Raw genomic sequence first — 26,807 nt, forward strand, 5'->3', positions numbered from 1 at the left:
GGGAATCTCCACGGTGGCGACGACACGTCGGGGATAGCCTAGCCTGACTGGTCAGCGCGACGTGTGCCCCCACCGGCGGGCAGTCGACGTGGCGGTCCCAGGCCGATGGTGTTTACTTCCGGCCATGTCGGCTGCCGGCTCCCTGCTCGCGGTGGTGCCCGCCGCCGCGATGCTCCTGCTCACCGTCGCGACGAGACCGCGCCGGGCCGCCGCGGTGGCGCCGCTACGGCTCGCGGTGATGCGCGCCGCCCTGGTCAGCGGGGCGTACGCGGTGCTCGTTGTCGAGCTGTTCGGCGCGGCGCACGTGCTGAACCGGCCGGCGTTCGCCGCCGCCTGGCTACTTTTTCTGCTCGTCTGCGCGGCGGCGGCGGGGCTGCGTTGGCGCCGCCGGGAGGCCATTCCCGCGCACCAGCCCGCCGCGGCGCTCCGGCCGGTACCGGTCGGGGCGGCGGTGTCCGCCGGCGCCGGCCCGGAGCTGCCCGCGCCGATCGCCGACGGCGGCCGGCCCGGACCCGACCACCGGCCGGTCCAGGTCGATCGGGTACGCGGCGGCCTGCTCGCCAGGGCTGTCGACACCTGGCGGACGGCGGGTCGGGGAGAACGCCTGCTCGCCGGCACGGTCGGCGGCCTGGTCCTGGTGGAGTTGCTCGTCGCGCTGCTGGCCGAGCCGAACAACTTCGACTCGCAGACGTACCACCTGCCGAAGGTGGAGCACTGGGTGGCCCAGGGCGATCTGGACTTCTGGCCGACAGCGATCCACCGGCAGGTGACCATCCCGCCCGGAGCCGAGTACCTGCTCCTGCACCTGCGCCTGCTGACCGGCGGGGACCACCTGTACAACCTGGTGCAGTGGGTCGCCGGAGTGCTCTGCCTGCTGGTGGCCGCACGGATCACGGCGCAACTCGGCGGTGGCCGCCGGGCTCAGTTGATCACCGCGTTCGTACTGGCGACCACGCCGATGGTGGTGCTCCAGGCGACGAGCACCCAGACCGATCTGGTCTGTGCGGCATGGGTGGCGTGCGCGGCGACGCTGGTGCTGGACGGGCTGCGTCGGCGTACCGGCTGGGGCACCCTGCTCGGGTTGGGTGCGGCCGCCGGGCTGACCGCGGTGACGAAGACCAGCGGCCTGATCGCGGTGGGTCCGTTGCTGGTGCTCTGGGGGTTGGCGCAGCTCCGACTGGCCCTGGCCACCCGGGCACCGGCCGCCGGGGCGTCGACTGCTGGCGCGGTGCCGGCCTCCCGCCCGGTCGCTGGCGCGGCGCGTGTCGTGTGTGGTTCGGTGCTGATCGTGCTGGTGGCGGCCGTGGTCGTCGGCCCGTTCCTGGCTCGGGTGACTGCCGAGTTCGGGCATCCGCTGGGTCCGCCCCGGTTGCGGGAGTCGATCCCGATGGAGCGCCACGATCCACCGTCGATCCTGATCAACGCGTTGCGGATCGGGCACACGGCGTTCGACACGCCACTGGCACCGCTGCGTCAGCTCGGCGGGAAGGCGATCATCGGCGGGGCGGACGCGATCGGCGTCGACCCCCAGGACCGGGCGATCACCTTCGGCCGGGAGAGCTTCCCGGAGCCCGCCTGGTACCCGGACGAGGACCGGGTGGCGTTCCCGGTCGCCGGGGCGTTGGCGTTGATCGGCGCGGTGGTCGCGCTGGCCCGGCCGCGCCGGATCGACAGTGGGCAGGTCGGGCCGCTGCGCGCGTACGCGGTGGTGGTGCTGGCCACCGTCCTGCTGCACACCTCGATGATCAAGTGGCAGCCGTGGGGCAACCGGCTGCTGCTCTACGCGCTGGTGCTCGCCGTGCCGCTGGCCGGGCTGTGGTTGGACGCGTTGCTGCGCCGCCGGGCCAGCCGCGCAACCGGCACGGCCAGCGGTCGGCAGCGTTCGGTGGCCACTCTTGCGGTGGCCGTCGTGTTGGCCACCTCCGCGCTGGCCGGGGTGCTCGCCCTGTCGTACGGCTTCCCGCGCCGACTCGTCGGCTCCGGCTCGGTCTTCACCACCTCGGACTGGGACACCCGGTTCCTGCGCCGCCCGCAGTGGGCCGACGAGTTCCGTTGGGCCGCGGCGGCGGTTCGCGACAGCGGTGCCCGGCGGATCGGGCTGGTGGAGCAGAACGACAACTGGGAGTACCCGTGGTGGTTGGTGCTGCGCCAACCCGACGGCCGCTCGCCGGAGCTGGTGTCGTTGCAGTCGGTCCTGCCCGAACGGCCGCCGGCCGAGCCCACCTCGGTGGACGCGATCGTCTGCACCGGCAGTCGGCCGGCCTGCGCCAAGCTGGTTCCGGCCGGTTGGCGGTTGGAGTTTCGCGACTACGTCGGCTACGCGCTGCCACCCGGCCGGTGACCGAGCGCCCGGATCGTCCGATCCGGGCGGTTCGGCAGCCCGCGCGCAAGGATCCGAGGCGCATTCACATCCGTTGATCCGCACGTTACCGTCTGGTAACTCAGTCGACGTCCCGCGGCTGAGCCGAAAGGAGTGCGTCGATGCCTGCAATCCCCGCCAGGCCCGAACGCGCGACCCGACGACGGGCCAGCACCATCGCCGTCGCCGTCGCCGCTCTCGTCCTACCGATGCTCGCCGGACCGGCCACCCCCGCCACCGCCGCCGACCGGCCCGCCGTCCAGCCGCTCCCCGCCAACCTCGAAGCCGTCCGGGCCGCCGAAGCCACAGCCCTCTACGGCAGCCCCGCGATCCGTCCGATCGAGCAACGTCGCACCGCGCTGATCACCATGGGCGACAGTGAGATCTCCGGTGAGGGCGTCGGCAACTACGTCCCCGGCACCCACCAGGACGGCAACTGGTGCGACCGCTCGTACGACCAGGCGGTCTTCCGCACCGGCATCCCGTCGGACACGCAGTACAACATCGCCTGTTCCGGTGCCACCCCGTGGAACCTCATCGCCGGCGGACCGACCCAGCACAACGAGCTGAACCAGGGCGACCACCTGGGCATCAAGGCGCGCAACACGCACGTGAAGCTGATCTGGGTGGTGGTCGGCGCGAACGGTGACGGCACCATCCAGTTCGGCCCGGTCGCCACCGACTGCGCCGTCCGTCGGGTCCTCTTCCAGGGGCCCTGCTATCCCACCTACACCGACCAGTGGACGATCCGCACCGACGGCAGTCGGCAGGCCGTGACCGACGCGCTCACCGACATCCGGCAGACCATGACCGACGCCGGCTACCTGCGCTCGGACTACGAGCTGGTGCTCATGTCGTACCCGAGCCCGGGTAGCCCGGACGTGGAGGACAACCCGAACTTCCCCGGCTGGTACTCCGGTGGCTGCCTGCTCTACCTGGCCGACGCGGCGTTCGCCCGGAACAAGGCCGTGCCGCTGTTCGAGTCGGCGCTGCGGGCAGCCGCCGCGAACACCGGCACCCGCTACCTGGACGCCAGCCGACTCTTCCACGGCCACGAGGTGTGCACCGACAACACCTCGGTCCGCGGCCTCTTCATCGAGGTCGGGATCTGGAACGAGAACGCCGCCCGGCAGTCGTTCCACCCCAACGCCCGGGGGCACGGCATGTTCGCCCAGTGCATCACCCAGTTCTGGAACTCCGGCCAGGATCGGGCGAGCTGCGTCGACCCGGCCAGCACCGGCGGCGGCGTGCTCTACCCCGGGCTGCTGGAGTTCGGGCAACTGCGCAACCTGGCCACCGGCACCTGCGTCGACGGCAGGGGGTACGACTCCCGCAACGGCACCGTGCAGCAGCCGCACGCCTGTCACGGTGGCCGTAACCAGGGCTTCTGGTACGACTCGGCCCGACGGTCACTGCACTCGGAGCTGTCTCACGACCGTTGCCTGGACGTCTCGAACAGCTCGATGACCTCGGGCACGGCGGTCAACATCTACGACTGCAACGGCACCGGCGCCCAGCAGTTCGTCTTCGTCGGCAACCAGCTCCGGCCGGCGGCGGCGAGCAACCTCTGCGTGGCGTTCGACAACCCGTTGCTGGGCAGCTCCCGCCTGCGGTTGGCGAGTTGTTCCAGCAGCACCCGGCAGCAGTGGTCGTTCGAGGCCCGCACCGCCGCCAACCCGGTCGGCTACGGTCACGACGACTTCATCGGCTCCCGCGTCTACTGAGGGAAGGGGCCTCGGCTGAGGCCCCTTCCGCTCACTTGGCGCCGGGGATGAGGATCAGCCGGGCCACTCCCTTGTCGCCGTCCTTGGCACCGGCGACGCCGACCGTCGCGCCGACCTTCACCTCGCTCGGCTGCACGGTGGCGCGGCGCTCGACGACCCGCAGATCGTCGCCGAAGCTCCAGGTCAGGGTGAAGCCGTCGGTGGACTTGACGGTCATCGAGTCGCCGTTGATCGCGGTCACCTCGCCGCGCTGCACGGTGACGGTCTGCGTACCGCCGTCCTTCGCCTTCACCACCGCCTCACCGTGCAGGGTGTTCCTGCGCAACAGCACGCGGGCCTGGTGGCGCTTGCGCCACTCCTCGCCGCGCTTGTCCCGGGCCTTGTCCTTGGCCGTGGGGGAGGCACCCGGCGTCGGGGTGGCCGGCGCGGCGACGGTCCGCACGTCCAACTCGTCGGGGTCGAAGCCCATCGCGGTCAGCGCCTGACCCTCCACCCCCAGGGCGGCGGCGACGTCGACGGCGGCGTCCCGGGCGGGCTGGCTGGCCACCTCGGCCGCACCGCAGCCGGTGACGCCCAGTGCGACCGCCGCGAGCAGTGCCGTGGTGCCGGTGGCGAATCCCCAACGTGGCATGACGTTCCCTCTCGTCCGTGGAGTCCTCAGCATTCCCGCCGAGGACGAGCGGAGCGTCAGGCCGATGTTCGAGTCAGGTAAGGATCACCGGGTAGCCGGACCGTGAAGGCCGCGCCGCCCTCCGGCGCGTGACCCGCGGCGATCTCCCCGCCCAGCCGACGGACCAGGCCGGCGGCCAGCGCCAACCCCAGCCCGCTGCCCACCTTGCGCACCCCCCGGTACCGCTCGTGCAGCGCACCGCGTTCGAACGCCACCGCCAGGTCGTCGTCGGTGAAGCCGGGTCCGCCGTCCCGGACCTCCAGCTCACCGCCGGAGGCCGGGTCCGCGGCCGGCCGGACCGCGAGCACCACCGGCGACCCCGGGGGTACGACCCGCAGCGCGTTCTCCAACAACCCGTCCAGCACCTGCCGGATCCGCCCCGGATCGGTGTACGCGGGCACCGGCCGACCGGGCGTCTCCAACCGGAACGGCACCCCCACCGCCGCGCACCGACCGGCCCAGGTCGGCTCCGCGTGCACGGCCAGCTCGGTCAGGTCCACCGGCACCGGTTCCAGCGGGAAGTCGGCGGCCTCCAGTCGGGCCAGCGCCAGCAGGTCCCCGATCAGCCGGTCCAGGTGTTGGGCCTCGGTCAGCATCGTCCGACCGGTGTCCACCGTGTCGTCCGCGCCGAGCACCCCGTCGGCGAGCGCCTCGGCGTACCCCCGGATCGCGGTCAGCGGGGTGCGCAGCTCGTGCGAGACGGACAGCAGGAACTCCCGCTGCCGGCCCTCGCTGGTGGCCAGCGCGCCGGCCAGACCGTTCAACGCCTCGGCCAGGTCGGCGACCTCGTCCGGTGACTCGACAGGTATCCGGACGGCGCGGTCGCCGGCGCGTAGCCGGGCGGCGGCGGTGGCCGCCACGCGGATCGGCCGAGCCAACCGGCGGGCCAGCAGCAGCCCGGCGACCACACCGGCGGCCAACCCGGCCAGCAGCGGCAACCAGAGGCTCAGCAGCACCTGTGCCCACAACCCGGGTGACGCCGCACGGGAGAGCACCACCCCGTTGCCGTTGGGTAGCGCCCGGCCCTCGACCAGGGCACGCTCCCCGTTGACGACGCGCCGCACCGACACGTTGCGGCCCTGTTCGATCCGCTGCACCACCCTGGGTGGCAGGCCCGGCCGGTCGACCGCCCCGCGCCGGATCAGGTACGCGTCGATGCCCTGGTTGCGGAGCTGCTGGATGAGCCGCTCCTCGTCGGCGCTGCGACCCCGGTCCAGGCGGGTCCGCAGCACCTCGGCGGCCAGCCGGGCCTGGGCGGCGAGCGCTTCCTGATCGCGTCGCTCCGCGCCACGGATCGCCAACGGCACCGCGACGATGGCGGTGACCAGCACCGACACCAGCGCCACCGCGCAGGTGACGAGCACCGCGCGGGCGGTCAGCGTACGGCCGAGTCGGCCTCGTCGAGGTGCGGCGGGCGGGCCGGCGCCGACCACCGGCAGGGTCATGGTCGGCGACCCGACGCGCCCGGAGTGGTCAGGCATCGACCGCGTACCCGACGCCACGGTGGGTCTTGATGACGCTGGCCGGGCCGAGTTTCGCCCGCACCTGGGCGACGTGCACGTCGACCGTGCGGGTGCCGGCGTGCGCCGCGTAACCCCAGACCCCGGCCAGCAGCTCCTCCCGGGTGAAGACCCGACCGGGCCGGGCCATCAGGTGCGCCAGCAGGTCGAACTCGGTGGAGGTGAGCTGCACCGGCGCGCCCGCGGCGGTGACCGTGCGCCGCGCCGGGTCGAGCGTCACCGGGCCGACGACCCGCGGCCGGTCCGCGCCCTCCGGGCCACCGGCGGAGCGCCGCAGCACCGCGCGCACCCGGGCGACCAACTCCCGGGGGCTGAACGGCTTGGTGACGTAGTCGTCGGCGCCCAACTCCAGGCCGACGATCCGATCCACCTCGTCGTCCCGGGCGGTGAGGAAGATGACCGGGGTCCAGTCGCCCGCCTCGCGCAGCCGGCGGCAGATCTCGGTGCCGGGCAGGCCCGGTAGCGCGATGTCCAGGACGCAGGCCACCGGGCGTAACCGGCGGGCCGCGTGCAGACCGGCCTCGCCGTCGCGTTCCAGGTGGACGCCGAATCCGTCCCGGGCGAGGTAGAGCCGGACCAGGTCGGCGATGGCCGGCTCGTCCTCGACCACGAGGACGAGCCCGCGGTGCGGCGGTTCGACGGTCACCGGCCCATGATTGCCGACGGCGGGGCTCGGCGCGATCGGCGCGTGTTCGAGTTCGGTAAAGGCGTCGCGAAGGTCGGGTGTCAGCTCACCAGGACGGAGCGAACATGCCGGGCCGCGAGTCGGCCGGCGCGTCACCGATGCTGGCGACGACCCGGGCGCCGGGCGGCCGCAGGCGGGTCCGGAACGCCTGGTTGAGCAGCGCGTCGAGCTGCCAGACCTGCTTGGGGTGGCTGGTGCGGATCAGGAACCGCTCACGAATTCCGTCGATCGCGGTGGCCGCCATCTCGACCGAGTGCAGTCGGGGGTCCGGGCTCCAGGTCACGTTGCTCAGCTCGCGCAGCTCGGTGTTGAGGTGCAGGCGCAGCCGGTGCAGGAGACGGGTCTGTTGGGTCACCACCAGCCGACGGTGCGTGAGCAGTAGGAGGTAGTCGCCGGTGACCGGGCGGTCGGGGCGGCTGCAACGGGTGACCAGGATGGTGGCGTCACCGGAGCCGACGCAGCGTCGGAAGACCGGCATGTGCCGGCTCACCGTCTGCACGGCCAGGCCAGCCTCGGAGGCGGCCGGGAGGAACGTTCGGGAGAAGACGTCCATGACCTGCACAACGACGCCACCAGCGGGGTGACGTGGGTCACGCCGTTTTTTTGGAAGTTCCACGCCGCGTGTCGCACTGCCTGTCCGACTTCCGACTCGGACGGATCATGGTCACGAGTTGGGCCGAATCGGGCTGGCGGCGAACAGCTCCGACAACCAACCGGGGACCGCGGCGGCGTACTCGGACCGCGACTCCTCGGTGGTGTCCAGGGCTCGACGCCAGGAGAGCGACCGGCTCACCGGCCCCAGGGTGATCGCCAGGTCGGCGGCCTCCAGGAGGGTCCGCCGGTCGTACCGGTCGGTCCACGCCTCCAGGTAGGCGTCCCGCAACCGGGCCAGCCCGGCGTCGTCGACCGCCAGCTCGTCGGCGTACCGGATGGAACGCAGGGTCACCAGCAGCGTGCCGAACGGGTGCGCCACCGAGGCGTCCCCCCAGTCGAAGTAGCGGTACCCGTCCGGACCGGCGAAGACATTGTCGTCGTGCAGGTCGTCGTGCTGCACCGTGGCCGGGATGCCGAACTCGGCGAGCCGACGGCACCGCTCGGCGTACGACGGCACCTCCGCCCGCAGCCGGTCGTACATCTCGGGGTCGAGCCCCTCCTCCGCACCGAGCAACAGCGACGCGCGGTCGTCGAGCAGCTCGACGAAGAGGTCGGCGAGCACCTCGGGCCGATGGTCCGGTACGCCGGAGGCGACCAGCTCGTCGGCCTGCGCCGCGGTGGCCAGTTGGAGGGCGGCGTACCCGGGCAGCGCCCGCTCCCAGTGCGTCAGGTCCGGGTCGCGGCCCAGCAGGCCGCGCAGTGACTCGCCGCCGTCGGGCAGCAACGACCAGCCCCGCTCCGGGTCCACCGCGATCGGGGTGAGCACCCGTTCCGGCGTGAGCCGGGCCAGTCTCGCGATCAGGGCGGCCTCGTGCGCCGTGCCCGGATTGTTGGCCTTGAACCAGACCGGACCACCGTCGGTGGGCACCCGCCACACCAGCGACCACGGACGGACCCGCGGCTCCACCGGCCCGGTCACCCGCCGACCCGCGCGGGTCAACTGCTCGTCGACCCAGGACCGGGCCTGCGTCCGCCACTGCTCTCCGGACCAGTCCGGGGCACGCTCGATCGTCGTCACGCTGGGCACCCTAGGCCGTCGTCCGGGAGTTGGGGACCCCTTTTCCGCACCGCCCGGACGTGTGGGCGGAGGTGTCCTCAGATCAGCTCGACGATCGTGGCGTTGGCCATGCCGCCACCCTCGCACATGGTCTGTAGGCCGTAGCGGATCCCGTTGTCCCGCATGTGCTGGAGCATGGTGGTCATGATCCGGGCGCCGGAACCACCGAGCGGGTGACCGAGGGCGATCGCCCCGCCGCGCGGGTTGAGCCGCTCCGGGTCGGCCTCGGTCTCCGCCAGCCACGCCAGCGGGACCGGGGCGAACGCCTCGTTCACCTCGTACACCCCGATCTCCTCGATGCCCAGCCCCGCGCGGCGCAGCGCCTTCGCGGTGGCCGGGATGGGTGCGGTGAGCATGGTGACCGGGTCGTCGGCGGCGACCACGGCGGTGTGGATCCGAGCAAGCGGACGCAGGCCGTGCCGGCTGGCCCAGTCGGAGGTGGTCACGGCGAGCGCCGCCGCGCCGTCGGAGATCTGGGACGCGGAACCGGCGGTCACCACACCGTCGGCGCGGAACGGCGTGGCCAGTTCGCCCAGCTTCTCCAGGGAGGTCTCCCGGCGGATGCCCTCGTCGGCGGCGAACTTGCCCCCATCGCCCAGCGGCACCGGGGTCAGCTCCGGATCGAACGCCCCGGCGTCCTGTGCGGCGGCTGCCTTCTCGTGGCTGGCCAACGCGAACTCGTCCAACTGGGTGCGCGAGAGGCGCCACCGCTGGGCGATCAGTTCGGCCCCGACCCCCTGGTTGAACGGCAGCGGCGTGTCGTCGGCGAAGCCCTCGACGCCTCGGTAGCGGGCGCGCAACTGGTCGCTGAACGGCATCCCACCGGCCACGCTGGAGCCCATCGGTACCCGGGTCATCGACTCGACACCGCCGGCCACAACCAGGTCGGCCTGGCCGGAGAGCACGGTCGCGGCGGCGAAGTGCAGGGCCTGCTGGCTGGAGCCGCACTGCCGGTCCAGGGTCGTGCCGGGCACCGTCTCGGGCCAGCCGGCGGCGAGCACGCCGTTGCGGGCGATGTTCCACGATTGCTCGCCGACCTGGGACACGCAGCCCCAGAGGACGTCGTCGACCTGCTCCGGGTCGATCCCGGTGCGCTCGGCGAGGGCGCGCAGCACGTGCGCCGAGAGATCTACCGGGTGGACGTCGGCGAGGCTGCCCCGCCGCCGTCCGACCGGGGTGCGCACCGCGCCGACGATGACCGCGTCACTCATGTTTACTCCCCGGTAACCTGGGCTGCCCCGATCCTACGTCCTCCCTGGAGCGGCTGACTGCCCCCGGGCTGCTCTCCCTCCACCGGCACGCCGGTGCGCCCGAGCCGGTCGGGCACGAGCGCGGGCCGGGCGGGCATTCGCGGGCCGGGCGGGCATTCGCGGGCCGGGCGGGCATTCGCGGGCCGGGCGGGCATTCGCGGGCCGGGCGGGCACTGCCGGGAGCCGGCAGCCGCTGGCATGCTGAGCGGGTGGATGAAATCTCCCCGGTCCGGCAGTGGCGAGTGCCGGCGAGCCTACCGGCGGCGAAGCTGGCCGGTGGGGTCCTGCTGGTCGCGCTCGGGCTGCTCTTCGCCGACGGCGACCCGGTGCGGTTGGTGCTGGCCGTCCTGGCCGCCGCCGCGCTGGCTGTCTGGGCGGTACGCGACCTGATCGCACCGGTCCGATTGGCGGCGGATCCGGCCGGACTGACCGTCATTCGCGGGTTCGCTGGTCGCCGACTGCTGCCCTGGCCGGCGATCGAGGCGATCACCGTGGACCGGCGACCGCGACTGGGGCTCACGTCCGAGGTCCTGGAGATCGACGCGGGCGAGTCACTGCACCTCTTCGGCCGATACGACCTGGGCGCCACCCCGGAAGAGGTCGCCGCCGCGCTACGCGCCGCCCGCCGCTCCTGACACCCGGAGATCTTGGAAGGAAACCGCCCCTCCGGGGGCACCTTCCTTCCAAGATCTCGATCGAGAGGTCAACCGAGCAGGGCGGCGGTGCGGAAGAGGACCAGGCCCAGCAGGATCAGCAGGATGATCGCCCCGCCGGCGACCTGCACCAACGTGCGTCGACCACGCGGCGCGTACGCGAGCACCAGCGCCATCAGCGCGCCGACCACCAGGCCACCCAGGTGCCCGGGGATCGAGATGCCCGGAACGGCGAGCGTGAACACCAGGTTGATCACCAGGATCGGGATGATCTGGGAGATGTCCCGACCCATCTTGCGCTCGATGATGAGCAGTGCGGCGAAGAGCCCGAAGATCGAGGTCGACGCCCCGGCGGTGGCCGAGTTCTGGGCGCTGAACAGGTACGCGGCCACGTTGCCGCCGAGGCCCGCGATCAGGTAGAGCGCGGCGAACCGCACCCGGCCGAGGCTGGCCTCCAGGGATCGGCCGAGCACCCACAGAGCCCACATGTTGAGCAGCAGATGGACCACGCCGTAGTGCAGGAACATCGCGGTGACCAGCCGGTACCACTGGCCCTCGGCGATCCCGCCGAGCGTGCCGTCGGGCAGGACCGCCAGCCCGAGCACCGACCCCCAGTTGGTCAGCGGCGTGCCGCCGCCCATCAGACCGCCGAAGCCGGAACCGCCCACCGCCGCGTCCCCACCTCGGTCGGAGGCGATGGACAGCAGCATGAGCAGCACGTTCAGCGCGATGAGCGCCTTGGTGACATAGCCGTGCCGGCCGGCGGCACCGCCACCGAAGGCGGTACGCGCCGGCCGGACACTGCGACGTCCCTCGTTGACGCACTCCGGGCACTGGTGCCCGACGGACGCCTCCCGCATGCAGTCCGGGCAGATCGGCCGGTCGCAGCGGGTGCACCGGACATAGGTCTCCCGGCCGGGGTGCCGGTAGCAGACCGGGGTGGTCGGCGGAGACTCGCTCACCGGGCCGACCCTCCGTCCACCGCCGCGCGATCCACCGACTCCGGCCGGTGCGGTGCTCCGGAGCGCTCAATCATGCGAGCAAAGGTACCTCGCGAATCGGTCAGGAAGCAGACCGCTCGATCTCGACCCGCTCGATGACGACGTCCTGGAGGGGACGGTCGCTCGGGCCGGTCGGGGTGCTGGCGATCGAGTCGACGACCTTCACCGACTGCTCGTCGGCAACCTGGCCGAAGATCGTGTGCCGGTTGTTGAGGTGCGGCGTCGGGGACACGGTGATGAAGAACTGCGAACCGTTGGTGCCCGGTCCGGCGTTCGCCATCGCCAGCAGGTAGGGACGGTCGAACCGCAGCTCCGGGTGGAACTCGTCGGCGAACTTGTAGCCCGGTCCGCCCCGACCGGTGCCGGTCGGGTCGCCCATCTGGACCATGAAACCGCTGATCACCCGGTGCGAGATGGTGCCGTCGTAGTACGGCCCACTGCCCGGCTGACCGGTGCGCGGGTCGGTGTACTCACGGTTGCCCTCGGCCAGGTCGACGAAGTTGCGGACGGTCTTCGGCGCGTGGTTGGGGAAGAGCTCCAGCCGGATCGGGCCAGCGTTGGTGTGCAGGGTGGCGTAGACAGCCTCGGCCACGGGTACTCCTCACTCGTTGGTCAGTTCCATGCGGATCCTCCCATGTGCCCGATCTGGCATCGCGGAGGCATCCGTTGGTGGAGGATGACGAAGGAACAACTCCCAGGAGGTAGGACCGTGTTTGGATTCGGGCGGCGTAAGTCCCAGGGGCAGTTGGCCAAGGCCGAGCTGAACCAGAGCATCAGCCACCTGATGCAGGCAGCCAACCACGCGGCGAAGGGTGCTGGCGCGACCGTCGGTCCGCGGGTCCAGGTAGCCCGGGGCTACGTCGGGCCGGCCGCGGCGAGGGTTCGCGACCAGGCGTCGACCGGCTGGGGGACGACACTCACCACGCTGGCACCGCTGGCCGCGGCGGCCCGTGACGGCGCCGCGCAGGCAGGGCCGCTGACCAGGAAGGCCAAGTCGAAGACCATGCGGATCACCGGTAAGAAGAAGCAGCCGCGCCGTCGCGGCTCGATGATGACCGGCCTGCTGGCCGCGGGTGTCGTCGCCGGCCTGGCCGGCGCAGTGGCGATGCGCCGCCGCCGGGAGCAGCAGGAGTGGGCCGAGTACGACCCGACCCGCAACCTCGAACCGATGCGCGACGAGGTCGACTCGATCGAGGTGCGCACGCCGTCCGCCCCCAAGGGGACCGACGGGGCGGCCATGGCCGGCGCGGCGGGGATGACCGGCGCGGCGGGGATGACCGGCGCGGGCAGCTCGGCGGTGGCCGGCGGCAGCAGCGCCAGCACCACCGCCCCGGCGAAGCAGACCGGGATCCGCCCGACCGACAAGGTCCCCTCGGTCGCCGAGGGCGCCACGGACGTCACCGGTCGGCCGACCGACGACCTCACCAAGGCACTGGGCAAGGACACGGCCCGCACCAACGGCCGCCGCTGACCCAGCGACAACGCGTTCAGGTGCCGGCGAGCGGGCTGCCCCCGCTCGCCGGCACCTGAACGTGTCGCGGTCAGAGCCAGCCGTTGCGGCGGAACCAGCGGTAGAGGGCCAGTGAGACGCCGAGCATGAGGGCCAGGGCCACCGGATAGCCGTACGTCATCTTCAGCTCGGGCATGTTGTCGAAGTTCATGCCCTCGACGCCGGCGATGGAGGTCCAGACCGCGGCGATCGCCGCCCAGGCGGCGATCTTGCGCATGTCGTTGTTCTGGTCGACGGTGACCTGGGCCAGCCGTGCCTGGAGGATCGAGTTCAGCAGGTCGTCGTAGGAGTTCACCTGCTCCACGGTGCGGCTCAGGTGGTCCTGCACGTCCCGGAAGTACTTGCGGATCTCCTTGGGCACGTCCCGGTTGACCTGGGAGGTCAGCGTCATCAGCGGCCGTTGCAACGGCACCACCGCCCGCTTGAACTCCACCAGCTCCCGCTTCATCTGGTAGATCCGCTGGATCCGCCCGTGGCCCTGCCGATCGAAGACCTCCGCCTCCAGCACGTCGAGGTCGTCCTCGATCTGCTCGGCCACCTCCAGATAGAGGTCGACCACCCGGTCGGTCACCCCGTACGCCACCGCCCACGGGCCGTGCAGCAGCAGATCGTGCTTGGTCTCCAGGTCGGCGCGAATCGGGGCGAGCCGGCAGGCATCACCGTGCCGGACGCTGATCACGAAGTTCGGGCCGATGAAGAGCATCACCTGCCCGGTCTCCACGACCTCGGAGTTCTCGGTCAGCTCGGCGTGCTCGCAGTACCGCGCCGTACGCAGCACCAGGAAGACGACGTCGCCGAACCGCTCCAGCTTCGGGCGCTGCTCGGCCTTCACGGCGTCCTCGACGGCCAGCTCGTGCAGACCGTAGGTCTCCGCGATGGCGGTCATCTCGGCCAACTCGGGCTGGTGCAGACCGAGCCACACGAAGCCGTGTTCCTCGCGGCGGGCCGCGGTCAGCGCGTCGGCGTACGTCCAGTCACCGGGTTGCCGCTTGCCGTCGACGTAGAGCGCGCAGTCGACCACGGCGCTGCGGTCGGTGCCAGTGGGCGCTGGCACGGGCGGCGAGCCGTCGGCGTTGAGGATCCGGGTCATCGCCCGGACCGGGGAGGGCCACGCGCGAGGCCGTAGCACCCGACCCGTGGTCGGCGGTGCCGTCCGGTCCCGCTCTGTGCGATCCGTCATCGCGTCACCTCCCACGCTCGGCTGCGGCTTGCAGGCTACGCCGACCGCGGTCCGGGTCACGTGTGACGGCGGTCGCGTGGGGCGGCGCCGGGCGGGCCGGGCCGCATCGGGGGGTGTGCGGGGACGACACGGCCCACCCGGCACCTGTGGGGGCGGGAGGTTGTGCTGCCGCGGCACCCAGGTCGTCGCCGGTCCGAAGGCCGCGAGTGACCTCCGTAACAGCTGATGGGTGACGCTCGCAGCATTGTGGGCCGCCGACCGCCCCGGGCGGGAGCCCCGAGGCGGTTGGCGTCGTCGTTCTGTCGGGAACCCGACAGACGGCTCAGGTGCGGACCGCCTCGACGGCCTCGGCGAGCCGACGGACACCCTCGTCGATCTTGTCGGCGGTCACCGCCGAGAAGGCCAACCGAAGGGCGTGCCGCCCGCCTTCCAGCACGAAGTCACTGCCCTTGACCACGGCGACCCCCCGCTCGGCCGCCGCCGGGGCGAGCCGATCGACGAGCACGTCCTCCGGGAACTCGACCCAGAGGAAGTAGCCGCCGTCGGGCTCCACGAACCGCGCCTGCGGCAGGTGCCGGCGCAGCGACTCGGCGAGCACCCGGGCCCGCTCGCCCAGCGCCGCCCGGACCGTCTCGATCGAGCGGTCGATGTCACCGGAGACGCAGAACTGGTGCACGATCGCCTGCGACACCATGCCCGGGGAGATGTAGAGGCTCGTCGCGTTCTTGGCGATGTCGGCGATCAGGTCCGCCGGGCCGACCAGGTATCCGACCCGAACACCCGGGCAGACCGTCTTGGTGAAGCTCGACGCGTGCACCACCACGTTGCGGGTGTCCAGCGAGAGCATCGACGGCAGCGCCTCGCCACGGAACCGGACGTCCGCGTACGGGTCGTCCTCGAAGATCGTGAACTCGTACTCGGCGGCCAGGTCGAGCAACTCCCGACGCTTCTCCAGCGAGAGCGTCATGCCGGCCGGGTTCTGGTAGTTCGGAATGACGTGCGCGAGCCGGGGCCGCACCCCGGACTCCAGCAACTTGCGCAGCTCGGCGGTGTCGAGCCCATCCGGCTGGACCGAGATGCCGTGCAGCTCACTGCCCATGCGCTGGAGGTTGAGCAGCGTCCGGTCGTACGTCGGGCGTTCCACCACCACCGCGTCGCCGGGGCGGACCAGGTGGTCGAAGAGGAACGCGTCGGCCTGAAGCGACCCGTTGGTGACCAGCACCTGGTCGGCCTGGACGCCGTGCTTGTCGGCGATCCACTTCCGCAGCGGAAGGTAACCGACGGAGGTGCCGTACGCCGTGACCCCCGCGGGGTCGGCGTCGAAGGCGCGGACGGCGGCGGCCTTGAGCCCCTCGACATCGACGATGTCCAGCGAGGGAGCCCCACGGGCAAAGGAGATCAATTGCTCGGCGGTCATGGATGTTGAGCGTACGGGCGGCGACGGGGGACGCGCGGACGGCACGGCGATGTCCGCATCCTGAGCCACCGGGACGGGTGACCCGACTCCACCGGTCGGCGACAGATCAGACCGGAAGTGCGAGCGCGTCGTGGTGCGCCACCCGGGAAAGTCCCTCAAACTGCACGCCGAGCGCGTCGAGGAGCTGGCTCCAGTCGAAGTAGGAACGCCAGGCGGTGATCCGACCATGACGAGCCCGGACCACGTCGGCCACCTCCCAGCTCACCAACCGGCCGGTGGGCGCGACGGTGCCGTACGGCGAGTGCAGCGTGCCGGTGTGGGTGCCGGTCAGGCGCAGCTCGACGGCCGCCCCGCCGCCCGTACGGACCGCGCCGATCGGGTCCACCCGCAGGTCCGGGAAGGCACCGGTCCAGGTACGCAGCAGCGCGGGCAACTCGATCGGGCGGACCGTCACACCCGGCATGGCGTAGAACGCCTCCGGGGCGTAGAGGTCAGGTAGACGGGCCACGTCCCGCGACAGGAGCATGGCGTACTGCTGCTCGACAAGGCGCTCCGCGTCACGCATCGGGCCCTCCCTCGCGGGCCACGGCACCTCCGCGCCCGCAGGGGATCCTTACCCGTCGATCCGGCCCGCCACACCTGCGCGGCTCAGGTCGTGACCGCCACCTGACCCTCCGACCAGACCCGCATGATGTCCCGCACGGAGATCACCCCGGCGACCTCGCGGCCGTCCAGCACCACCAGGTGCCGGAATCCACCACGGGCCATGGCCGCGGCCGCCTCGGCCACCGTCCATTCCGGCCCCGCGTAGACCACGTCCCAGGTCAGATGGGCACCGGTGCGTTCCACGTCGCAGTCCAGGCCGGCGCCGATGGCCTTCAACACGTCTCGTTCGGTCATGATCCCGACCCCCTCGGAGTCCGGGTCGATCACGACGGCCGACCCGACACCGCGGGCCGACATCATCCGGGCCGCCTGGCGAAGCGTGTGCTCCGGACCGACGACGAGAACCTGGCTGGACATGGCATCCCGTACCTGCATCACACATCACTCCTTTGGGACGGTGGCCTCCGGTACGGACATGGTCGTCCGTGGATGTTTCCGGGACAAGACCGAACATCGCCGTACCGGCGGCCGCTCGCTACTGTCGGACCGTGTCCACCGAGCCCCTGCGCTGCGCCGGCGCGCTGATCGTCGACCATGACGGCCGCATCTTCTTCCAGCGCCGCTCACCGCACCGACGCCTCTTCCCCGACTGCTGGGACATCGTCGGTGGCCACCTCGAACCAGGCGAGGACATCGACGAGGCGCTGCGCCGGGAGATCACCGAGGAGACCGGCTGGGTCCTCTCGCACGTCCTGGGCCAGGTGGGCGAGTACAGCTACGTCGGTGACGACGGTCTGGCCCGGACCGAGTACGACTTCCTGGTCCGGGTCGACGGTGACCTGGACCGCCCGACGCTGGAGGCCGGCAAGCACACCGAGTTCCGCTGGCTGGCCGAGCACGAGGTGGCCGTGCTGGACGAGCACCGCGACGTCAACGACGGACTGATCCGACGGATCGCGGAGGAGGGCTTCGCCGTCCTGCGGTCGATCGGTCTGTGAACACCGTCGAGTTGGCGCCGCACCGCGTCGCCGGGCTGCTCGCCCCGGCCGTGGACCGGGTCTTCCGCGCCGGCATGCTGGCCGGCCGCGACTGCGGAGGCGCCGAGCTGAGCCAGCGCTACGGCGGAGTGACGGCGACCGGTTTCCTGGTCGACCTGCGTACCCGGCTGGCCGCACCCGGCGGCACGGTCGACGGAGCCGGGTTCGCGGCGATCACCCGGTACCACGACCCGGTCGTCTGCCGGCGGACCGTCGACAAGCAGGTCGCGCACGGGATGCTCCACCGCCGCCCGGACGGCTCGCTCTCCGCCACCGAGCGGGGCGCGGCCTTCCTCACCGAGCTGTACCAGGTGCACGCGGAGGTCACCGAGGAGCTGTGGGTCGGGCACGACGAGCGGGTGTCCCGGCTGGTCGCGCTGCTCGGCCGGCTGCTGTCGTACGCCCTGGTGCTGGCCGACACCGACGGCGACCGGGGCGGCTCGGCCTTCGCCGCGATGGCACCCCCCTACGAACCGGACGGCACCCCTCCGGGTGTGCTGCTGCTCAACCGGCTCGGCACGCTGCGCTACCACCGCGCCGACGCGCACGCCGACGCCTGGGCCGCCGCCGGGCACACCGCATCCAGCATCACCGCCCTGCCGGCCGGCCCCGAACGGCTCGCCATCGAGCTGGAAACCGACCGACGGGCCGCCGGCCCGTACTCCGTGCTCAGCGCGGACGAGCGGCTGACCATGCTCGCCGACCTGGCCGCGCTGCCCGGCTGACCCGGTTGGCCGGAGCGGCGAGGCCAGCCGGCGCTATCCTCCAGCGGTGACCGGGAGCAGGACGAGGGAGGATGTCGCGATGATCGGAATGGTGCTCGCGGCCGGAGCGGGACGCCGGCTGCGCCCGTACACCGACACCCTGCCTAAGGCGTTGGTACCGGTGGACGGCGAGACGACGATCCTGGACATCGCGCTGGGCAACCTGGCCGAGGTCGGGCTCACCGACATCGTGATCGTGGTCGGCTACGCGGCGGACGCGGTCCGCGAGCGGCAGGCCGACCTGGAGAAGAAGTACGGGGTGACGCTCACCCTGGTGCACAACGACAAGGCCGAGGAGTGGAACAACGCGTACTCGCTCTGGCTGGCCCGGGAGTACTTCGCGCGCGGGGTGCTGCTGGTCAACGGGGACACCGTGCACCCGGTGAGCATCGAGAAGACCCTGCTGGCCGAGCGCGGGCCGGGCATCCTGCTCGCGGTGGACACCCTCAAGCCGCTGGCCGAGGAGGAGATGAAGACCACCTTCGACGCCGCCGGCCAGCTCACCCGCATCACCAAGCTGATGGACCCGGGCGAGGCGTACGGGGAGTACATCGGCGCCACGCTCATCGAGCCGCAGGTCGCCGACGCGCTCGCCGACGCGCTGGAGGCGACCTGGCGGCGGGACCCGAACCTCTACTACGAGGACGGCTACCAGGAGTTCTCCGACCGCGGCGGGGAGGTGCGGGCGGCGCCGATCGGTGACGTCCCGTGGGTCGAGGTCGACAACCACGCCGACCTGGCCCGCGCACGGGAGATCGCGTGCCGCTACTAGCTCGGAGCGTCCTCACCCCACTGCACATCGACGTGCGACGGGGGGCGGTGGCCGACCTGGGCGCGATCCTGGCCGACGGGCGGATCTCCGCCGGCGGTGACGTCGCGGTCGTGGTCGGCCCCGGTCAGGGCACCCAGATCGCGGAGCTGATCCGACCGTCCCTGCGGACGGCGGACGTCTTCACCGTCTCCGGGGGGACGCTGGACGCCGCCGACGACCTCGGTGGCAAACTGCGCGCCCGGTCGTACGACGCGGTCGTCGGGATCGGTGGCGGCAAGACCATCGACGTGGCCAAGTACGCGGCCACCCGCCGGGGCCTCCCGATGGTGTCGGTGGCGACGAGCCTCGCCAACGACGGGATCGCCTCCCCGGTGGCCAGCCTCATCACCGACGGGCTCAAGGGCTCCTACGGCGTGCACATCCCGATCGCGGTGATCGTCGACCTGGACTTCGTGGAGAGCGGCCCGGACCGGCACAACCGGGCCGGTATCGGCGACGTGATCAGCAACATCAGCGCGCTGGCCGACTGGGAACTGGCCCGCCGGGTACGCGTCGAACCGTTCGACGGGCTCGCCGCCTCGCTGTCCCGGGCGGGTGCCGAAGCGGTGCTCAACCACCCGGGCGACATGGCCGACGACGCCTTCGTCACCGTGCTGGCCGAGGCGTTGATCTCCAGCGGCCTGGCCATGGCCATCGAGGGCACCAGCCGTCCGTGCAGTGGCGGCTGCCACGAGATCATGCACGCCATCGACGCGCTCTTCCCCGGCACCGCCTCACACGGCGAGTTGGCCGGGCTGGGCGCGCTGTTCTGCACCTGGCTGCGCGGGGACCTGCGCCGCTTCGGGGAGATGTCGGCCTGTCTGGCCCGGCACGGTCTGCCCCGGCTCCCCGCCGAGGTGGGGCTCAGCGACGACCAGTTCGTGGAGGCGGTGCAGTTCGCGCCGCGTACCCGACCGGACCGCTACACCATCCTCGAACACCTGGCGCTGTCGCCTACCGAGACCCGGGAGCGGCTGGCAGACTACGCCGGTGCAATCCGCGACCAGCTTGGCTGACCCCCGTCCCACCGTCGCCGACTTCCACCGGGTGAACCGGGGCGGCGGCCTGTTCAGCGAGTCGATCAGTCAGTGGCTGGGTGCCGTCTTCGCACTTGTCGCCCAGCGGCTCGGGCTGCGCCCCACGGCGCTCACCATCACCAACCTGGTGCTCGGGCTGGCCACCTCGGTCACCGTGGTGGCGCTCGCCGGCCCGGTCGCCGCCGGTGACACACCGGCCTGGGTGGTCGGCCTGCTCGCGCTGGTCGGCTGGCAGGTGGCGTACTCCCTGGACTGCGCCGACGGGCAGCTCGCCCGGGTGACCGGCCAGGGCAGCGCGGCCGGCGCCCGGATCGACGTGCTCTGCGACGTGGCCGCGCAGATCGCCCTGGTCGCCGCGCTGGCCGCCACCGCCGTGGCGCAGGAGCCGTCCACCCCGACCTGGCTGGTGGCGACGTTCGCGGGGACCTGGATGGTCAACCTGGTCACGTCGGTGATGCAGGCCGGCCCGAACGCCGCCAGCATGGTCACCTCGACCTCACTGCCGGTACGTCTCGTGAAGCTGGTCCGCGACTACGGCGCGGTGGTCTTCGTGGCCGCCCTGGTGCTCGCCGTGGCCCCCGCGCTGGTCCTCTGGGTGCTCGTCGCGTTCACGATCGTCAACGGTGGCTTCCTGCTGGCCAGCATCGCCTTCTCCGCCCGCGCCTCCCTGCGCTGACCCACCCCGATCCGCACCGGACCGCCAAGATCGCGCTCGATCCAGGATCTAGTGGCCTCGGAGCAGCCGGATGGGACTACATCCTGGTTCGAGCGCGATCATGCCCAGGCAGGGGCGGTCACGGCGAGGGGGCGCCTGCGCGTCGACGGCGCGGGCGGGACCGGGGTTCAGACGCGGTTGGGGGTGCGGGCAAGGCCCGCGTAGATGTCGATGAGCTGCTTGGTTACCACGTCGGGGTGGAAGATCCGCTCGTAGCGGGCGCGGGCGGCCACGGCCAGTCCGGCCGCACCGGCGCGGGCGACCGGTAGGGCGGCGGCCACCGCGGCCGGCTCCGGTGCGACGACCCAGCCGGCCTCGCCCACCTCGATGCCGACCGGCATGGGCGACCCGCCGCCGACGACCGCGGAGGCCACCTCGGCCGGGCCGGTGCCGGCGGGCTCGTGCGGGGCGTCGGCCCCCACCAGGTACGGAATGCCGCCCAACGCCGTACCGAGCACCGGCCGGCCGTTCGCCAACGCCTCGATGATCACGGTGGGCAGCACGTCGTGCCACATCGCGGCGGCGATCACCACCGCGCTCGCCTCGACGGCGGCCTGCACGCCGGCCCGGTCGAGCTGACCGAGGTAGACCACGTCGGGTCGCTCGGCGGCGGCGGCCTCCACCAGCGGGCGCAGCTCCCCGTCGCCCGCCACGCGGAGCGTGCCCAGCGAGCCCACCGGGTGCCGCCGCCAGGCGTCCAGCAGCAGGTCGACGCCTTTCTCCGGAGAGAGCCGGGCCATATAGAGGAACCCGTCCCCCAGTGGCGCCGGCCGACCCGGGTCGGGTACGGAGTTCGGCTTCACCACGATGCGTTCGTCCGGAATGCCGTAGTCGCGGAGGTGATCGGCGATCGCCGAGGTGAGCGCGACGTACCGATCGACCGAGCGCCAGGTGCCCCGGTGCACGGCCAGGGTGGTCGCCATCAACGCGCTCTGCGCCGCCGAGTCGCGGTAGCAGCGGTGCTTGATCGCCGGCACCCCCAACACGCGACCCTTGCAGTCCTGACAGATCACGCCGTCGCGGAAGTAGATCCCCGACGAGCAGACCTGCCGGTAGTTGTGCACCGTCTGCACCACCGGCACGCCGTGGCGGTGCGCGGTCCGCACCACCCAGGGCGAGATCAGGGGGTACGGGTTGTGCAGGTGCAGAACGTCCGGTCGGCGCTCGGTGAGCAGCCGGCTCAGGTCGTGCTGGGCACGCGGCGCCCAGATCGGCGAGATCGGCAGCAGCGCCTTCGCCGCCTTCGACATCGACGGGATCTCGTCCGAGCTACGGATGAAGGGCAGCACCTCGACGCCGGCGGCGGTGAGCTGGGCGATCTCCGAGTCGACGATGGTGTTCTCGCCGGAGGGTTGGGCTTCCCGATACCGGTTGTGCGCCACCACGATTCTCACGGGAAGAAAGGCTACCGTTGACTGGTGCCCGAACTACCGGAGGTTGAGGCGCTCGCGGGTTATCTGCGACAGCGCGCGGTGGGCCGGCGCGTCGATCGGCTGGAGATCGCCGCGATCAGCGCCCTGAAGACGTACGAACCGGCACCGAGCGCGGTCGCCGGCCGGGCGGTGGTCGACGCCGGCCGGCACGGCAAGTTCCTCGACGTGCTCTTCGAAGGTGACCTGCACCTCGTGGTGCACCTGGCCCGGGCGGGCTGGCTGCACTACCGGGAGGCGTTCCCGGCCACCACGCCGCTGCGCCCCGGCAAGGGTCCGATCGCGCTGCGCGTACGCCTGGACGACGGCTCCGGTTTCGATCTCACCGAGGCCGGCACCCAGAAGAAGCTGGCCGCGTACCTGGTCACCGACCTGGCGGCGGTGCCCGGGGTGGTCAAGCTGGGTCCGGACGCGCTCGCCGCCGACCTGCCCACCTTCGCCGAGCGACTGCGCAGCCGGCGGGGGCAGGTCAAGGGGGTGCTGACCGACCAGTCGGTGCTGTCCGGGGTGGGCAACGCGTACTCCGACGAGATCCTGCACGCCGCGAAGCTGTCCCCGTTCGCGATCACCGATCGGCTCACCGACGCCCAGATCGCCACCCTGCACGCGGCCACCCGGCAGGTCCTCGGCGACGCGGTCGATCGGTCCCTCGGTCAGCGGGCTGCGGAGCTGAAGGGCGAGAAGCGCTCCGGGTTGAAGGTGCACGCCCGCACCGGGCTGCCCTGCCCGGTGTGCGGGGACACCGTGCGTGAGGTGTCCTTCGCCGACTCCAGCCTCCAGTACTGCGCGACGTGTCAGACCGGCGGCAAACCGCTCGCTGACCGACGGTTGTCCAAACTTGTACGGTGAGTAATTCCACTCGGCGACTACGCAGCGGAATCGCCCACGGTGAGCGGAAGCTCCGGTCCGCCGTTCTGGCCACGCGCGCATCCATCGGTATAGTGGCCCGGTCCCCGGCTTCTGAAATGGTGCGGAGCCGGCCAGATCGCACCGGCACCATCGCTCGCCAATCTCCTTCGGGGCGGCGACCGGTCGGAGCCCGCGTGGGAGACTGGGACGGTGGGCGACCCGGGTCCTCACTCCGAGTGAGCGGCCCGTGTCATGCGGGAGGACATGGGTGAGGTGACGGCAAGCCTCCAGCGCCCGGTAACCAACGAAGGCCGGAGCAGACTCGTGCGGCACGTCGACAGCTTCGAGATCCAGCCGCCGACGCCGCCGTCTCACAACGGCGTCCCCCGGTCGGCGTGGACGAGGTCGCGTCGCCGGGTCTCCCGCTGGCACCGCCCCTACATCGCCGTCCTGCTGCTGCTCGACTTCGGCGCGGCGGCGTTCGCGAGTTGGATCGCGATCCAACTGTTCGACCAGGCCGCCTCCGGGTTCAACGACCTCAAGCAGGACCCGACCTGGTTCCACACCGTCTCCTACCTGCTGCTCCCGCTCGGCTGGGTGGTCATCCTCTGGAGCAACCGGGCCTACGACCGGCGCTATCTGGGGCTCGGCCCGGACGAGTTCAAGCGGGTCATCCGCGCTGCGGTGACCGTCGCCGCGAGCGTCTCGTTCCTCGCGTTCGCCACCAAGACCGCGCTGTCCCGCTGGACGGTCGGCACGGCGCTGCTCGGCGCGTTGCTGTTGATCCTGTGGGGCCGTTTCGTGGCCCGCTGGGCGCTGCACTACATCAGGCGACGCGCCGGCCAGGCCGCCCACCGGATGGTGCTGGTCGGCACCCTGCCGGAGTGCCTGGAGGTCTACGCGGCGGTCACCCGCAGCCCGGCCGCCGGGCTGATGCCCGTCGCCATCCACATCACCGACGGGTACGCGGCGGCCCGAGGCATGCCGACGCCGGTCCCGGTGTACGCCGGACGTGACGTCCTCGCTCTCGTCCGTGAGGTCGGCGGGGACACCATCGCCGTCTGCGGGTCGGCCAGCGCGGAGCCGGGTGAGCTGCGCCGACTGGCCTGGCAGTTGGAGGGCTCCGGCGTCGATCTGGTGGTCGCCCCGCAGTTGACCGACATCGCCGGCCCCCGGGTGCACATCCGCCCGATCGAGGGTCTGCCGCTGCTGCACGTCGAGGAACCGACCCTCTCCGGGCCGGCGCTGCTGGCCAAGAACCTGATGGACCGGGTCGCCGCCGGCCTCGGCCTGCTGGTGCTGGCCCCGCTCTTCCTGGGCATCGCCCTGGCGATCCGGATCTCCGACCCCGGGCCGGTCTTCTTCCGCCAGCCCCGGGTGGGGCACGAGGGGCGCACGTTCCGGGTGTGGAAGTTCCGGACCATGTACGTCGATGCCGAGGACCGGCTGGCCAGCCTGGTCGACCGGAACGAGACCGACGGCATGCTGTTCAAGATGAAGCAGGATCCCCGGGTCTTCCCCGTGGGCCGCTTCCTGCGGGCCTCCTCGCTGGACGAGCTGCCGCAGCTGATCAACGTGCTCTGGGGGGAGATGTCGCTGGTCGGGCCACGCCCGCTGCCGGCCGACGACGGCGACTTCCTCGGTGACGTACGCCGGCGGCTGCTGGTCCGCCCCGGCATGACCGGCCTGTGGCAGGTCTCGGGCCGCTCCGACCTGTCCTGGGACGAGTCGGTCCGGCTGGACCTCTACTACGTCGACAACTGGTCCTTGGCGTACGACCTGAGCATCCTGTGGCGCACGGTCGGCGTGGTGCTCGCCCGCAAGGGCGCGTACTAGGGGTCTTGGCGCACCGGCTCCCAGGGGCAAGGATCACTGCGTGGGCGCCAACCTCTCCGCCGTGGTCGGCGTCGTGTCACTCGTCACCGCGTTGACCGCCGCCCTGCTGGCGGTGCTGCGGCTGCGGGCCCGCCGGGGCATCGCCACCGCCACCCAACGAGCCACCTACGAGGTCCTGCACACCGCCGGTCTCGCCGCCGAGCCGCTGCGTGCGGGGCTGAGCGCGGCGGGCGCGGCGAAGGCCGTACGCCATCTGCGTGCCCTGGTGGGCGCGGTCGGGCTGGCCCTCACCGACGTCGACCGGCTGCTGGCCCTCGACGGGCGGGGCACACACCACGGCGACCAACTGCTCGCGGCGGCCCGGCGGACGGTGGACACCGGGCGGTCGGCGGTGCTCGGCGAGCAGGAGCTGCACTGCGACCGGGTCGACTGCCCGATCCGGGGGGCGGTGGTCGCGCCGTTACAGGGGGCGGACGGCCGGGTGGTCGGCGCGTTGGTGGCCATCGCCGACAGCCCGCCCGCCCCCGGGTTGGTGCAGGCCACCCTGGAGACCGCGCACTGGGCCGGCAACCAGCTCGCCCTGGCCGAGCTGGACTCGTCGCGGGAGCGGCTGGCCCGCGCCGAGATCCGCGCGTTGCGGGCGCAGATCAGCCCGCACTTCATCTACAACGCGCTGACCGCCATCGGTTCGTTCGTCCGCACCGACCCGGAGCGGGCCCGGGAGCTGATCCTGGAGTTCGCGGAGTTCACCAGGTACTCGTTCCGGGCGCACGGGGAGTTCACCACCCTCGCCGAGGAGCTGCGGTCGATCGACCGGTACCTGACCATCGAGCGGGCTCGATTCGGTGACCGGTTGCAGGTGCGGTTGCAGATCGCCCCGGAGGTGCTGCCGGTGACGCTGCCGTTCCTCTGCCTCCAGCCGCTGGTGGAGAACGCGGTTCGCCACGGGTTGTCCCGCAAGCCGGGCACGGGCATGGTGAGCATCGAGGCCCGGGACGCGGGCGCCGAATGCCACATCACGGTGGAGGACGACGGAGTGGGAATGGACCCGTCCACGCTGACCGCCGGCATCGCCGAGCTGGCCCGGGGCACCGGCGACCCGGGCGACGACCCGGGTCAGCACGTCGGCCTCTCGAACGTCGACGAGCGGCTGCGCTCGGTCTTCGGGGACCGGTTCGGCCTGGTGGTGGAGACCGGGCTGGGCTCGGGCACGAAGGTGAGCATGCGGATCCCGAAGTTCCACCCCGGCGTACGGGCAGGCTCGTGACTACTGGCTTCCTCCGGGTCCTGGCGGTGGACGACGAGCCACCCGCGCTCGACGAGTTGGCGTACCACCTGCGGGCCGATCCCCGGGTGGCCCGGCTGCACACGGCCGGGGATGCCACCGAGGCGCTGCGGCTGCTGCGCGACGGCGACGTGGACGTGGTCTTCCTGGACATCCGGATGCCCGGCCTGGACGGGATGGAGTTGGCCCGGGTGCTGCGCCGCTTCGCCCGGCCACCGGCGATCGTGTTCGTCACCGCGTACGACGACGGCGCGGTGGACGCCTTCGACCTTGGTGCCACGGACTACGTGCGCAAACCGGTGCGCGCCGATCGGCTGGCCGAGTCGCTGCGGCGGGTGATCGGGTCGCGGGTGGTGCCGTCGCATCCGGCGGCGCTGGCCCGCACCGAGGAGGACCCGACAATTCCCATCGAGTTGGCCGGCACCACCCGGATGCTGCCCCGCTCGGCGGTGCGGTGGGTGGAGGCGCAGGGCGACTACGCCCGGCTGCACACGGCGGACGGGTCGCACCTGGTGCGGGTGTCGCTGGCCACGTTGGCGGAGCGGTGGGCCGATGCCGGCTTCGTCCGGGTGCACCGGTCGTACCTGGTGCAGCTGAAGCTGATCGCGGAGCTGCGGCTGGTCAACTCCGGTTATGTCGTGGTGATCGACGCCACCGAGCTGCCGGTGAGCCGGCGGCACACCCGGGAGTTGAAGGACAAGCTGGTCCGGGCGGCGAAGCAGGACTGGGGCCGCTGACCCCGGCTCTCCTCGTTGCG

At 72.1% G+C, this 26,807-nt stretch carries 26 protein-coding genes; 13 read left to right on the forward strand and 13 right to left on the reverse strand.

From position 1 onward, the window contains the following. Window positions 1–124 precede the first annotated feature (124 nt). Window positions 125–2,341, forward strand: coding sequence for a glycosyltransferase family 39 protein (locus AB0A90_RS06415; RefSeq protein ID WP_357242653.1), 2,217 nt, complete (start codon window positions 125–127; stop codon window positions 2,339–2,341). Window positions 2,342–2,481: 140 nt separating this feature from the next. Continuing rightward, window positions 2,482–4,083: a ricin-type beta-trefoil lectin domain protein gene (locus AB0A90_RS06420; RefSeq protein ID WP_357242656.1), complete on the forward strand. Its 1,602-nt coding sequence runs from the start codon at window positions 2,482–2,484 to the stop codon at window positions 4,081–4,083. A gap of 31 nt (window positions 4,084–4,114) precedes the next feature. Here AB0A90_RS06420 and AB0A90_RS06425 read toward each other — a convergent pair whose 3' ends face one another. From AB0A90_RS06425 to AB0A90_RS06450, 6 genes are all read right to left on the reverse strand, one after another. Next, window positions 4,115–4,714, reverse strand: coding sequence for a hypothetical protein (locus AB0A90_RS06425; RefSeq protein ID WP_357242659.1), 600 nt, complete (start codon window positions 4,712–4,714; stop codon window positions 4,115–4,117). A gap of 56 nt (window positions 4,715–4,770) precedes the next feature. Continuing rightward, on the reverse strand, window positions 4,771–6,234 hold the full coding sequence (locus AB0A90_RS06430) for a HAMP domain-containing sensor histidine kinase (RefSeq protein WP_357242661.1): 1,464 nt from the start codon (window positions 6,232–6,234) through the stop codon (window positions 4,771–4,773). Further along, entirely contained in the window at window positions 6,227–6,919 is a 693-nt protein-coding gene (locus AB0A90_RS06435; protein ID WP_357242664.1) for a response regulator transcription factor, read from the reverse strand. The genes AB0A90_RS06430 and AB0A90_RS06435 overlap by 8 nt, the downstream gene beginning before the upstream one ends. An 85-nt stretch (window positions 6,920–7,004) precedes the next feature. Beyond that, complete coding sequence (locus AB0A90_RS06440; protein ID WP_357242667.1) at window positions 7,005–7,511, reverse strand: hypothetical protein; 507 nt, start codon at window positions 7,509–7,511, stop codon at window positions 7,005–7,007. A gap of 111 nt (window positions 7,512–7,622) precedes the next feature. Further along, window positions 7,623–8,630, reverse strand: coding sequence for a phosphotransferase (locus AB0A90_RS06445; protein ID WP_357242670.1), 1,008 nt, complete (start codon window positions 8,628–8,630; stop codon window positions 7,623–7,625). 77 nt (window positions 8,631–8,707) lie between these two features. Further along, window positions 8,708–9,880 carry an acetyl-CoA C-acyltransferase gene (locus AB0A90_RS06450; protein WP_357242674.1) on the reverse strand — a complete coding sequence of 391 codons (1,173 nt, stop codon included), beginning with the start codon at window positions 9,878–9,880 and terminating at the stop codon, window positions 8,708–8,710. A gap of 248 nt (window positions 9,881–10,128) precedes the next feature. Here AB0A90_RS06450 and AB0A90_RS06455 point away from each other — a divergent pair, with 248 nt between their 5' ends. After that, on the forward strand, window positions 10,129–10,554 hold the full coding sequence (locus AB0A90_RS06455; protein ID WP_357242677.1) for a PH domain-containing protein: 426 nt from the start codon (window positions 10,129–10,131) through the stop codon (window positions 10,552–10,554). A gap of 68 nt (window positions 10,555–10,622) precedes the next feature. Here the strand turns inward: AB0A90_RS06455 and AB0A90_RS06460 are convergent, their stop codons facing one another. Together AB0A90_RS06460 and AB0A90_RS06465 are read right to left on the reverse strand one after the other, a co-directional pair. Next, window positions 10,623–11,534, reverse strand: coding sequence for a rhomboid family intramembrane serine protease (locus AB0A90_RS06460; protein WP_357242680.1), 912 nt, complete (start codon window positions 11,532–11,534; stop codon window positions 10,623–10,625). 100 nt (window positions 11,535–11,634) lie between these two features. Beyond that, complete coding sequence (locus AB0A90_RS06465) at window positions 11,635–12,165, reverse strand: peptidylprolyl isomerase (protein ID WP_203119037.1); 531 nt, start codon at window positions 12,163–12,165, stop codon at window positions 11,635–11,637. Window positions 12,166–12,249: 84 nt separating this feature from the next. On the opposite strand from AB0A90_RS06465, the gene AB0A90_RS06470 reads away from it, so the two are divergent. Further along, window positions 12,250–13,044, forward strand: a complete 795-nt coding sequence (locus AB0A90_RS06470; RefSeq protein ID WP_357242684.1) for a hypothetical protein — start codon at window positions 12,250–12,252, stop codon at window positions 13,042–13,044. A 70-nt stretch (window positions 13,045–13,114) separates the two neighbouring features. Here the strand turns inward: AB0A90_RS06470 and corA are convergent, their stop codons facing one another. The 4 genes from corA to AB0A90_RS06490 form a co-directional block, all read right to left on the reverse strand. After that, window positions 13,115–14,263, reverse strand: a complete 1,149-nt coding sequence (gene corA / locus AB0A90_RS06475) for a magnesium/cobalt transporter CorA (protein ID WP_357242687.1) — start codon at window positions 14,261–14,263, stop codon at window positions 13,115–13,117. A gap of 322 nt (window positions 14,264–14,585) precedes the next feature. Continuing rightward, window positions 14,586–15,680 (reverse strand): PLP-dependent aminotransferase family protein, encoded by a 1,095-nt coding sequence (locus tag AB0A90_RS06480; protein ID WP_357242691.1) that lies wholly within the window; start codon window positions 15,678–15,680, stop codon window positions 14,586–14,588. Between the two features lie 106 nt (window positions 15,681–15,786). After that, on the reverse strand, window positions 15,787–16,245 hold the full coding sequence (locus tag AB0A90_RS06485; RefSeq protein ID WP_357242694.1) for an ester cyclase: 459 nt from the start codon (window positions 16,243–16,245) through the stop codon (window positions 15,787–15,789). Window positions 16,246–16,328: 83 nt separating this feature from the next. Then, window positions 16,329–16,721, reverse strand: a complete 393-nt coding sequence (locus AB0A90_RS06490) for a CBS domain-containing protein (protein ID WP_357242697.1) — start codon at window positions 16,719–16,721, stop codon at window positions 16,329–16,331. Between the two features lie 113 nt (window positions 16,722–16,834). Between AB0A90_RS06490 and AB0A90_RS06495 the strand changes: the two genes are divergently transcribed. The 5 genes from AB0A90_RS06495 to AB0A90_RS06515 all read left to right on the forward strand — a co-directional run bounded on the left by AB0A90_RS06495 (window position 16,835) and on the right by AB0A90_RS06515 (window position 20,611). After that, window positions 16,835–17,284, forward strand: a complete 450-nt coding sequence (locus tag AB0A90_RS06495) for an NUDIX domain-containing protein (RefSeq protein ID WP_357242700.1) — start codon at window positions 16,835–16,837, stop codon at window positions 17,282–17,284. Next, window positions 17,281–18,048 carry a hypothetical protein gene (locus AB0A90_RS06500; RefSeq protein ID WP_357242703.1) on the forward strand — a complete coding sequence of 256 codons (768 nt, stop codon included), beginning with the start codon at window positions 17,281–17,283 and terminating at the stop codon, window positions 18,046–18,048. The genes AB0A90_RS06495 and AB0A90_RS06500 overlap by 4 nt, the downstream gene beginning before the upstream one ends. A 79-nt stretch (window positions 18,049–18,127) precedes the next feature. Then, window positions 18,128–18,859: a phosphocholine cytidylyltransferase family protein gene (locus AB0A90_RS06505; RefSeq protein ID WP_357242706.1), complete on the forward strand. Its 732-nt coding sequence runs from the start codon at window positions 18,128–18,130 to the stop codon at window positions 18,857–18,859. Further along, the gene (locus AB0A90_RS06510; protein ID WP_357242710.1) at window positions 18,847–19,914 is read left to right on the forward strand and encodes an iron-containing alcohol dehydrogenase family protein; all 1,068 of its coding nucleotides are present in this window, start codon (window positions 18,847–18,849) and stop codon (window positions 19,912–19,914) included. Before AB0A90_RS06505 ends, AB0A90_RS06510 begins: the two co-directional genes overlap by 13 nt. Further along, window positions 19,889–20,611, forward strand: coding sequence for a CDP-alcohol phosphatidyltransferase family protein (locus tag AB0A90_RS06515; protein ID WP_357242713.1), 723 nt, complete (start codon window positions 19,889–19,891; stop codon window positions 20,609–20,611). Before AB0A90_RS06510 ends, AB0A90_RS06515 begins: the two co-directional genes overlap by 26 nt. 167 nt (window positions 20,612–20,778) lie before the next feature. Here the strand turns inward: AB0A90_RS06515 and AB0A90_RS06520 are convergent, their stop codons facing one another. Continuing rightward, complete coding sequence (locus AB0A90_RS06520) at window positions 20,779–22,044, reverse strand: glycosyltransferase (protein WP_357242716.1); 1,266 nt, start codon at window positions 22,042–22,044, stop codon at window positions 20,779–20,781. A 24-nt stretch (window positions 22,045–22,068) separates the two neighbouring features. On the opposite strand from AB0A90_RS06520, the gene AB0A90_RS06525 reads away from it, so the two are divergent. The 4 genes from AB0A90_RS06525 to AB0A90_RS06540 all read left to right on the forward strand — a co-directional run bounded on the left by AB0A90_RS06525 (window position 22,069) and on the right by AB0A90_RS06540 (window position 26,787). Then, a complete protein-coding gene (locus tag AB0A90_RS06525; RefSeq protein ID WP_357242719.1) occupies window positions 22,069–22,929 on the forward strand; it encodes a DNA-formamidopyrimidine glycosylase family protein in 861 nt (286 codons plus the stop codon). A 264-nt stretch (window positions 22,930–23,193) separates the two neighbouring features. Beyond that, complete coding sequence (locus AB0A90_RS06530) at window positions 23,194–24,765, forward strand: sugar transferase (protein ID WP_357244027.1); 1,572 nt, start codon at window positions 23,194–23,196, stop codon at window positions 24,763–24,765. 40 nt (window positions 24,766–24,805) lie between these two features. Next, window positions 24,806–26,032 carry a histidine kinase gene (locus AB0A90_RS06535; RefSeq protein WP_357242722.1) on the forward strand — a complete coding sequence of 409 codons (1,227 nt, stop codon included), beginning with the start codon at window positions 24,806–24,808 and terminating at the stop codon, window positions 26,030–26,032. Then, the gene (locus tag AB0A90_RS06540) at window positions 26,029–26,787 is read left to right on the forward strand and encodes a LytTR family DNA-binding domain-containing protein (protein WP_357242725.1); all 759 of its coding nucleotides are present in this window, start codon (window positions 26,029–26,031) and stop codon (window positions 26,785–26,787) included. Before AB0A90_RS06535 ends, AB0A90_RS06540 begins: the two co-directional genes overlap by 4 nt. The last annotated feature ends 20 nt before the right edge of the window (window positions 26,788–26,807 follow it).

The sequence above is a fragment of the Micromonospora sp. NPDC049204 genome (assembly GCF_040647935.1).
In the GTDB taxonomy this organism is placed as follows: Bacteria; Actinomycetota; Actinomycetes; order Mycobacteriales; family Micromonosporaceae; genus Micromonospora.

Excerpts from the sequence above, each read along its gene's own strand:
- AB0A90_RS06415 (WP_357242653.1), top strand. The coding sequence starts at position 125 with ATGTCGGCTGCCGGCTCCCTGCTCGCGGTGGTGCCCGCCGCCGCGATG.
- AB0A90_RS06470 (WP_357242684.1), top strand. The coding sequence starts at position 12,250 with ATGACGAAGGAACAACTCCCAGGAGGTAGGACCGTGTTTGGATTCGGG.
- AB0A90_RS06505 (WP_357242706.1), top strand. The coding sequence starts at position 18,128 with ATGATCGGAATGGTGCTCGCGGCCGGAGCGGGACGCCGGCTGCGCCCG.
- AB0A90_RS06490 (WP_357242697.1), bottom strand. The coding sequence starts at position 16,721 with ATGCAGGTACGGGATGCCATGTCCAGCCAGGTTCTCGTCGTCGGTCCG.
- AB0A90_RS06450 (WP_357242674.1), bottom strand. The coding sequence starts at position 9,880 with ATGAGTGACGCGGTCATCGTCGGCGCGGTGCGCACCCCGGTCGGACGG.
- AB0A90_RS06485 (WP_357242694.1), bottom strand. The coding sequence starts at position 16,245 with ATGCGTGACGCGGAGCGCCTTGTCGAGCAGCAGTACGCCATGCTCCTG.
- AB0A90_RS06440 (WP_357242667.1), bottom strand. The coding sequence starts at position 7,511 with ATGGACGTCTTCTCCCGAACGTTCCTCCCGGCCGCCTCCGAGGCTGGC.
- AB0A90_RS06420 (WP_357242656.1), top strand. The coding sequence starts at position 2,482 with ATGCCTGCAATCCCCGCCAGGCCCGAACGCGCGACCCGACGACGGGCC.
- AB0A90_RS06430 (WP_357242661.1), bottom strand. The coding sequence starts at position 6,234 with ATGCCTGACCACTCCGGGCGCGTCGGGTCGCCGACCATGACCCTGCCG.
- corA (WP_357242687.1), bottom strand. The coding sequence starts at position 14,263 with ATGACGGATCGCACAGAGCGGGACCGGACGGCACCGCCGACCACGGGT.
- AB0A90_RS06480 (WP_357242691.1), bottom strand. The coding sequence starts at position 15,680 with ATGACCGCCGAGCAATTGATCTCCTTTGCCCGTGGGGCTCCCTCGCTG.
- AB0A90_RS06530 (WP_357244027.1), top strand. The coding sequence starts at position 23,194 with ATGGGTGAGGTGACGGCAAGCCTCCAGCGCCCGGTAACCAACGAAGGC.
- AB0A90_RS06425 (WP_357242659.1), bottom strand. The coding sequence starts at position 4,714 with ATGCCACGTTGGGGATTCGCCACCGGCACCACGGCACTGCTCGCGGCG.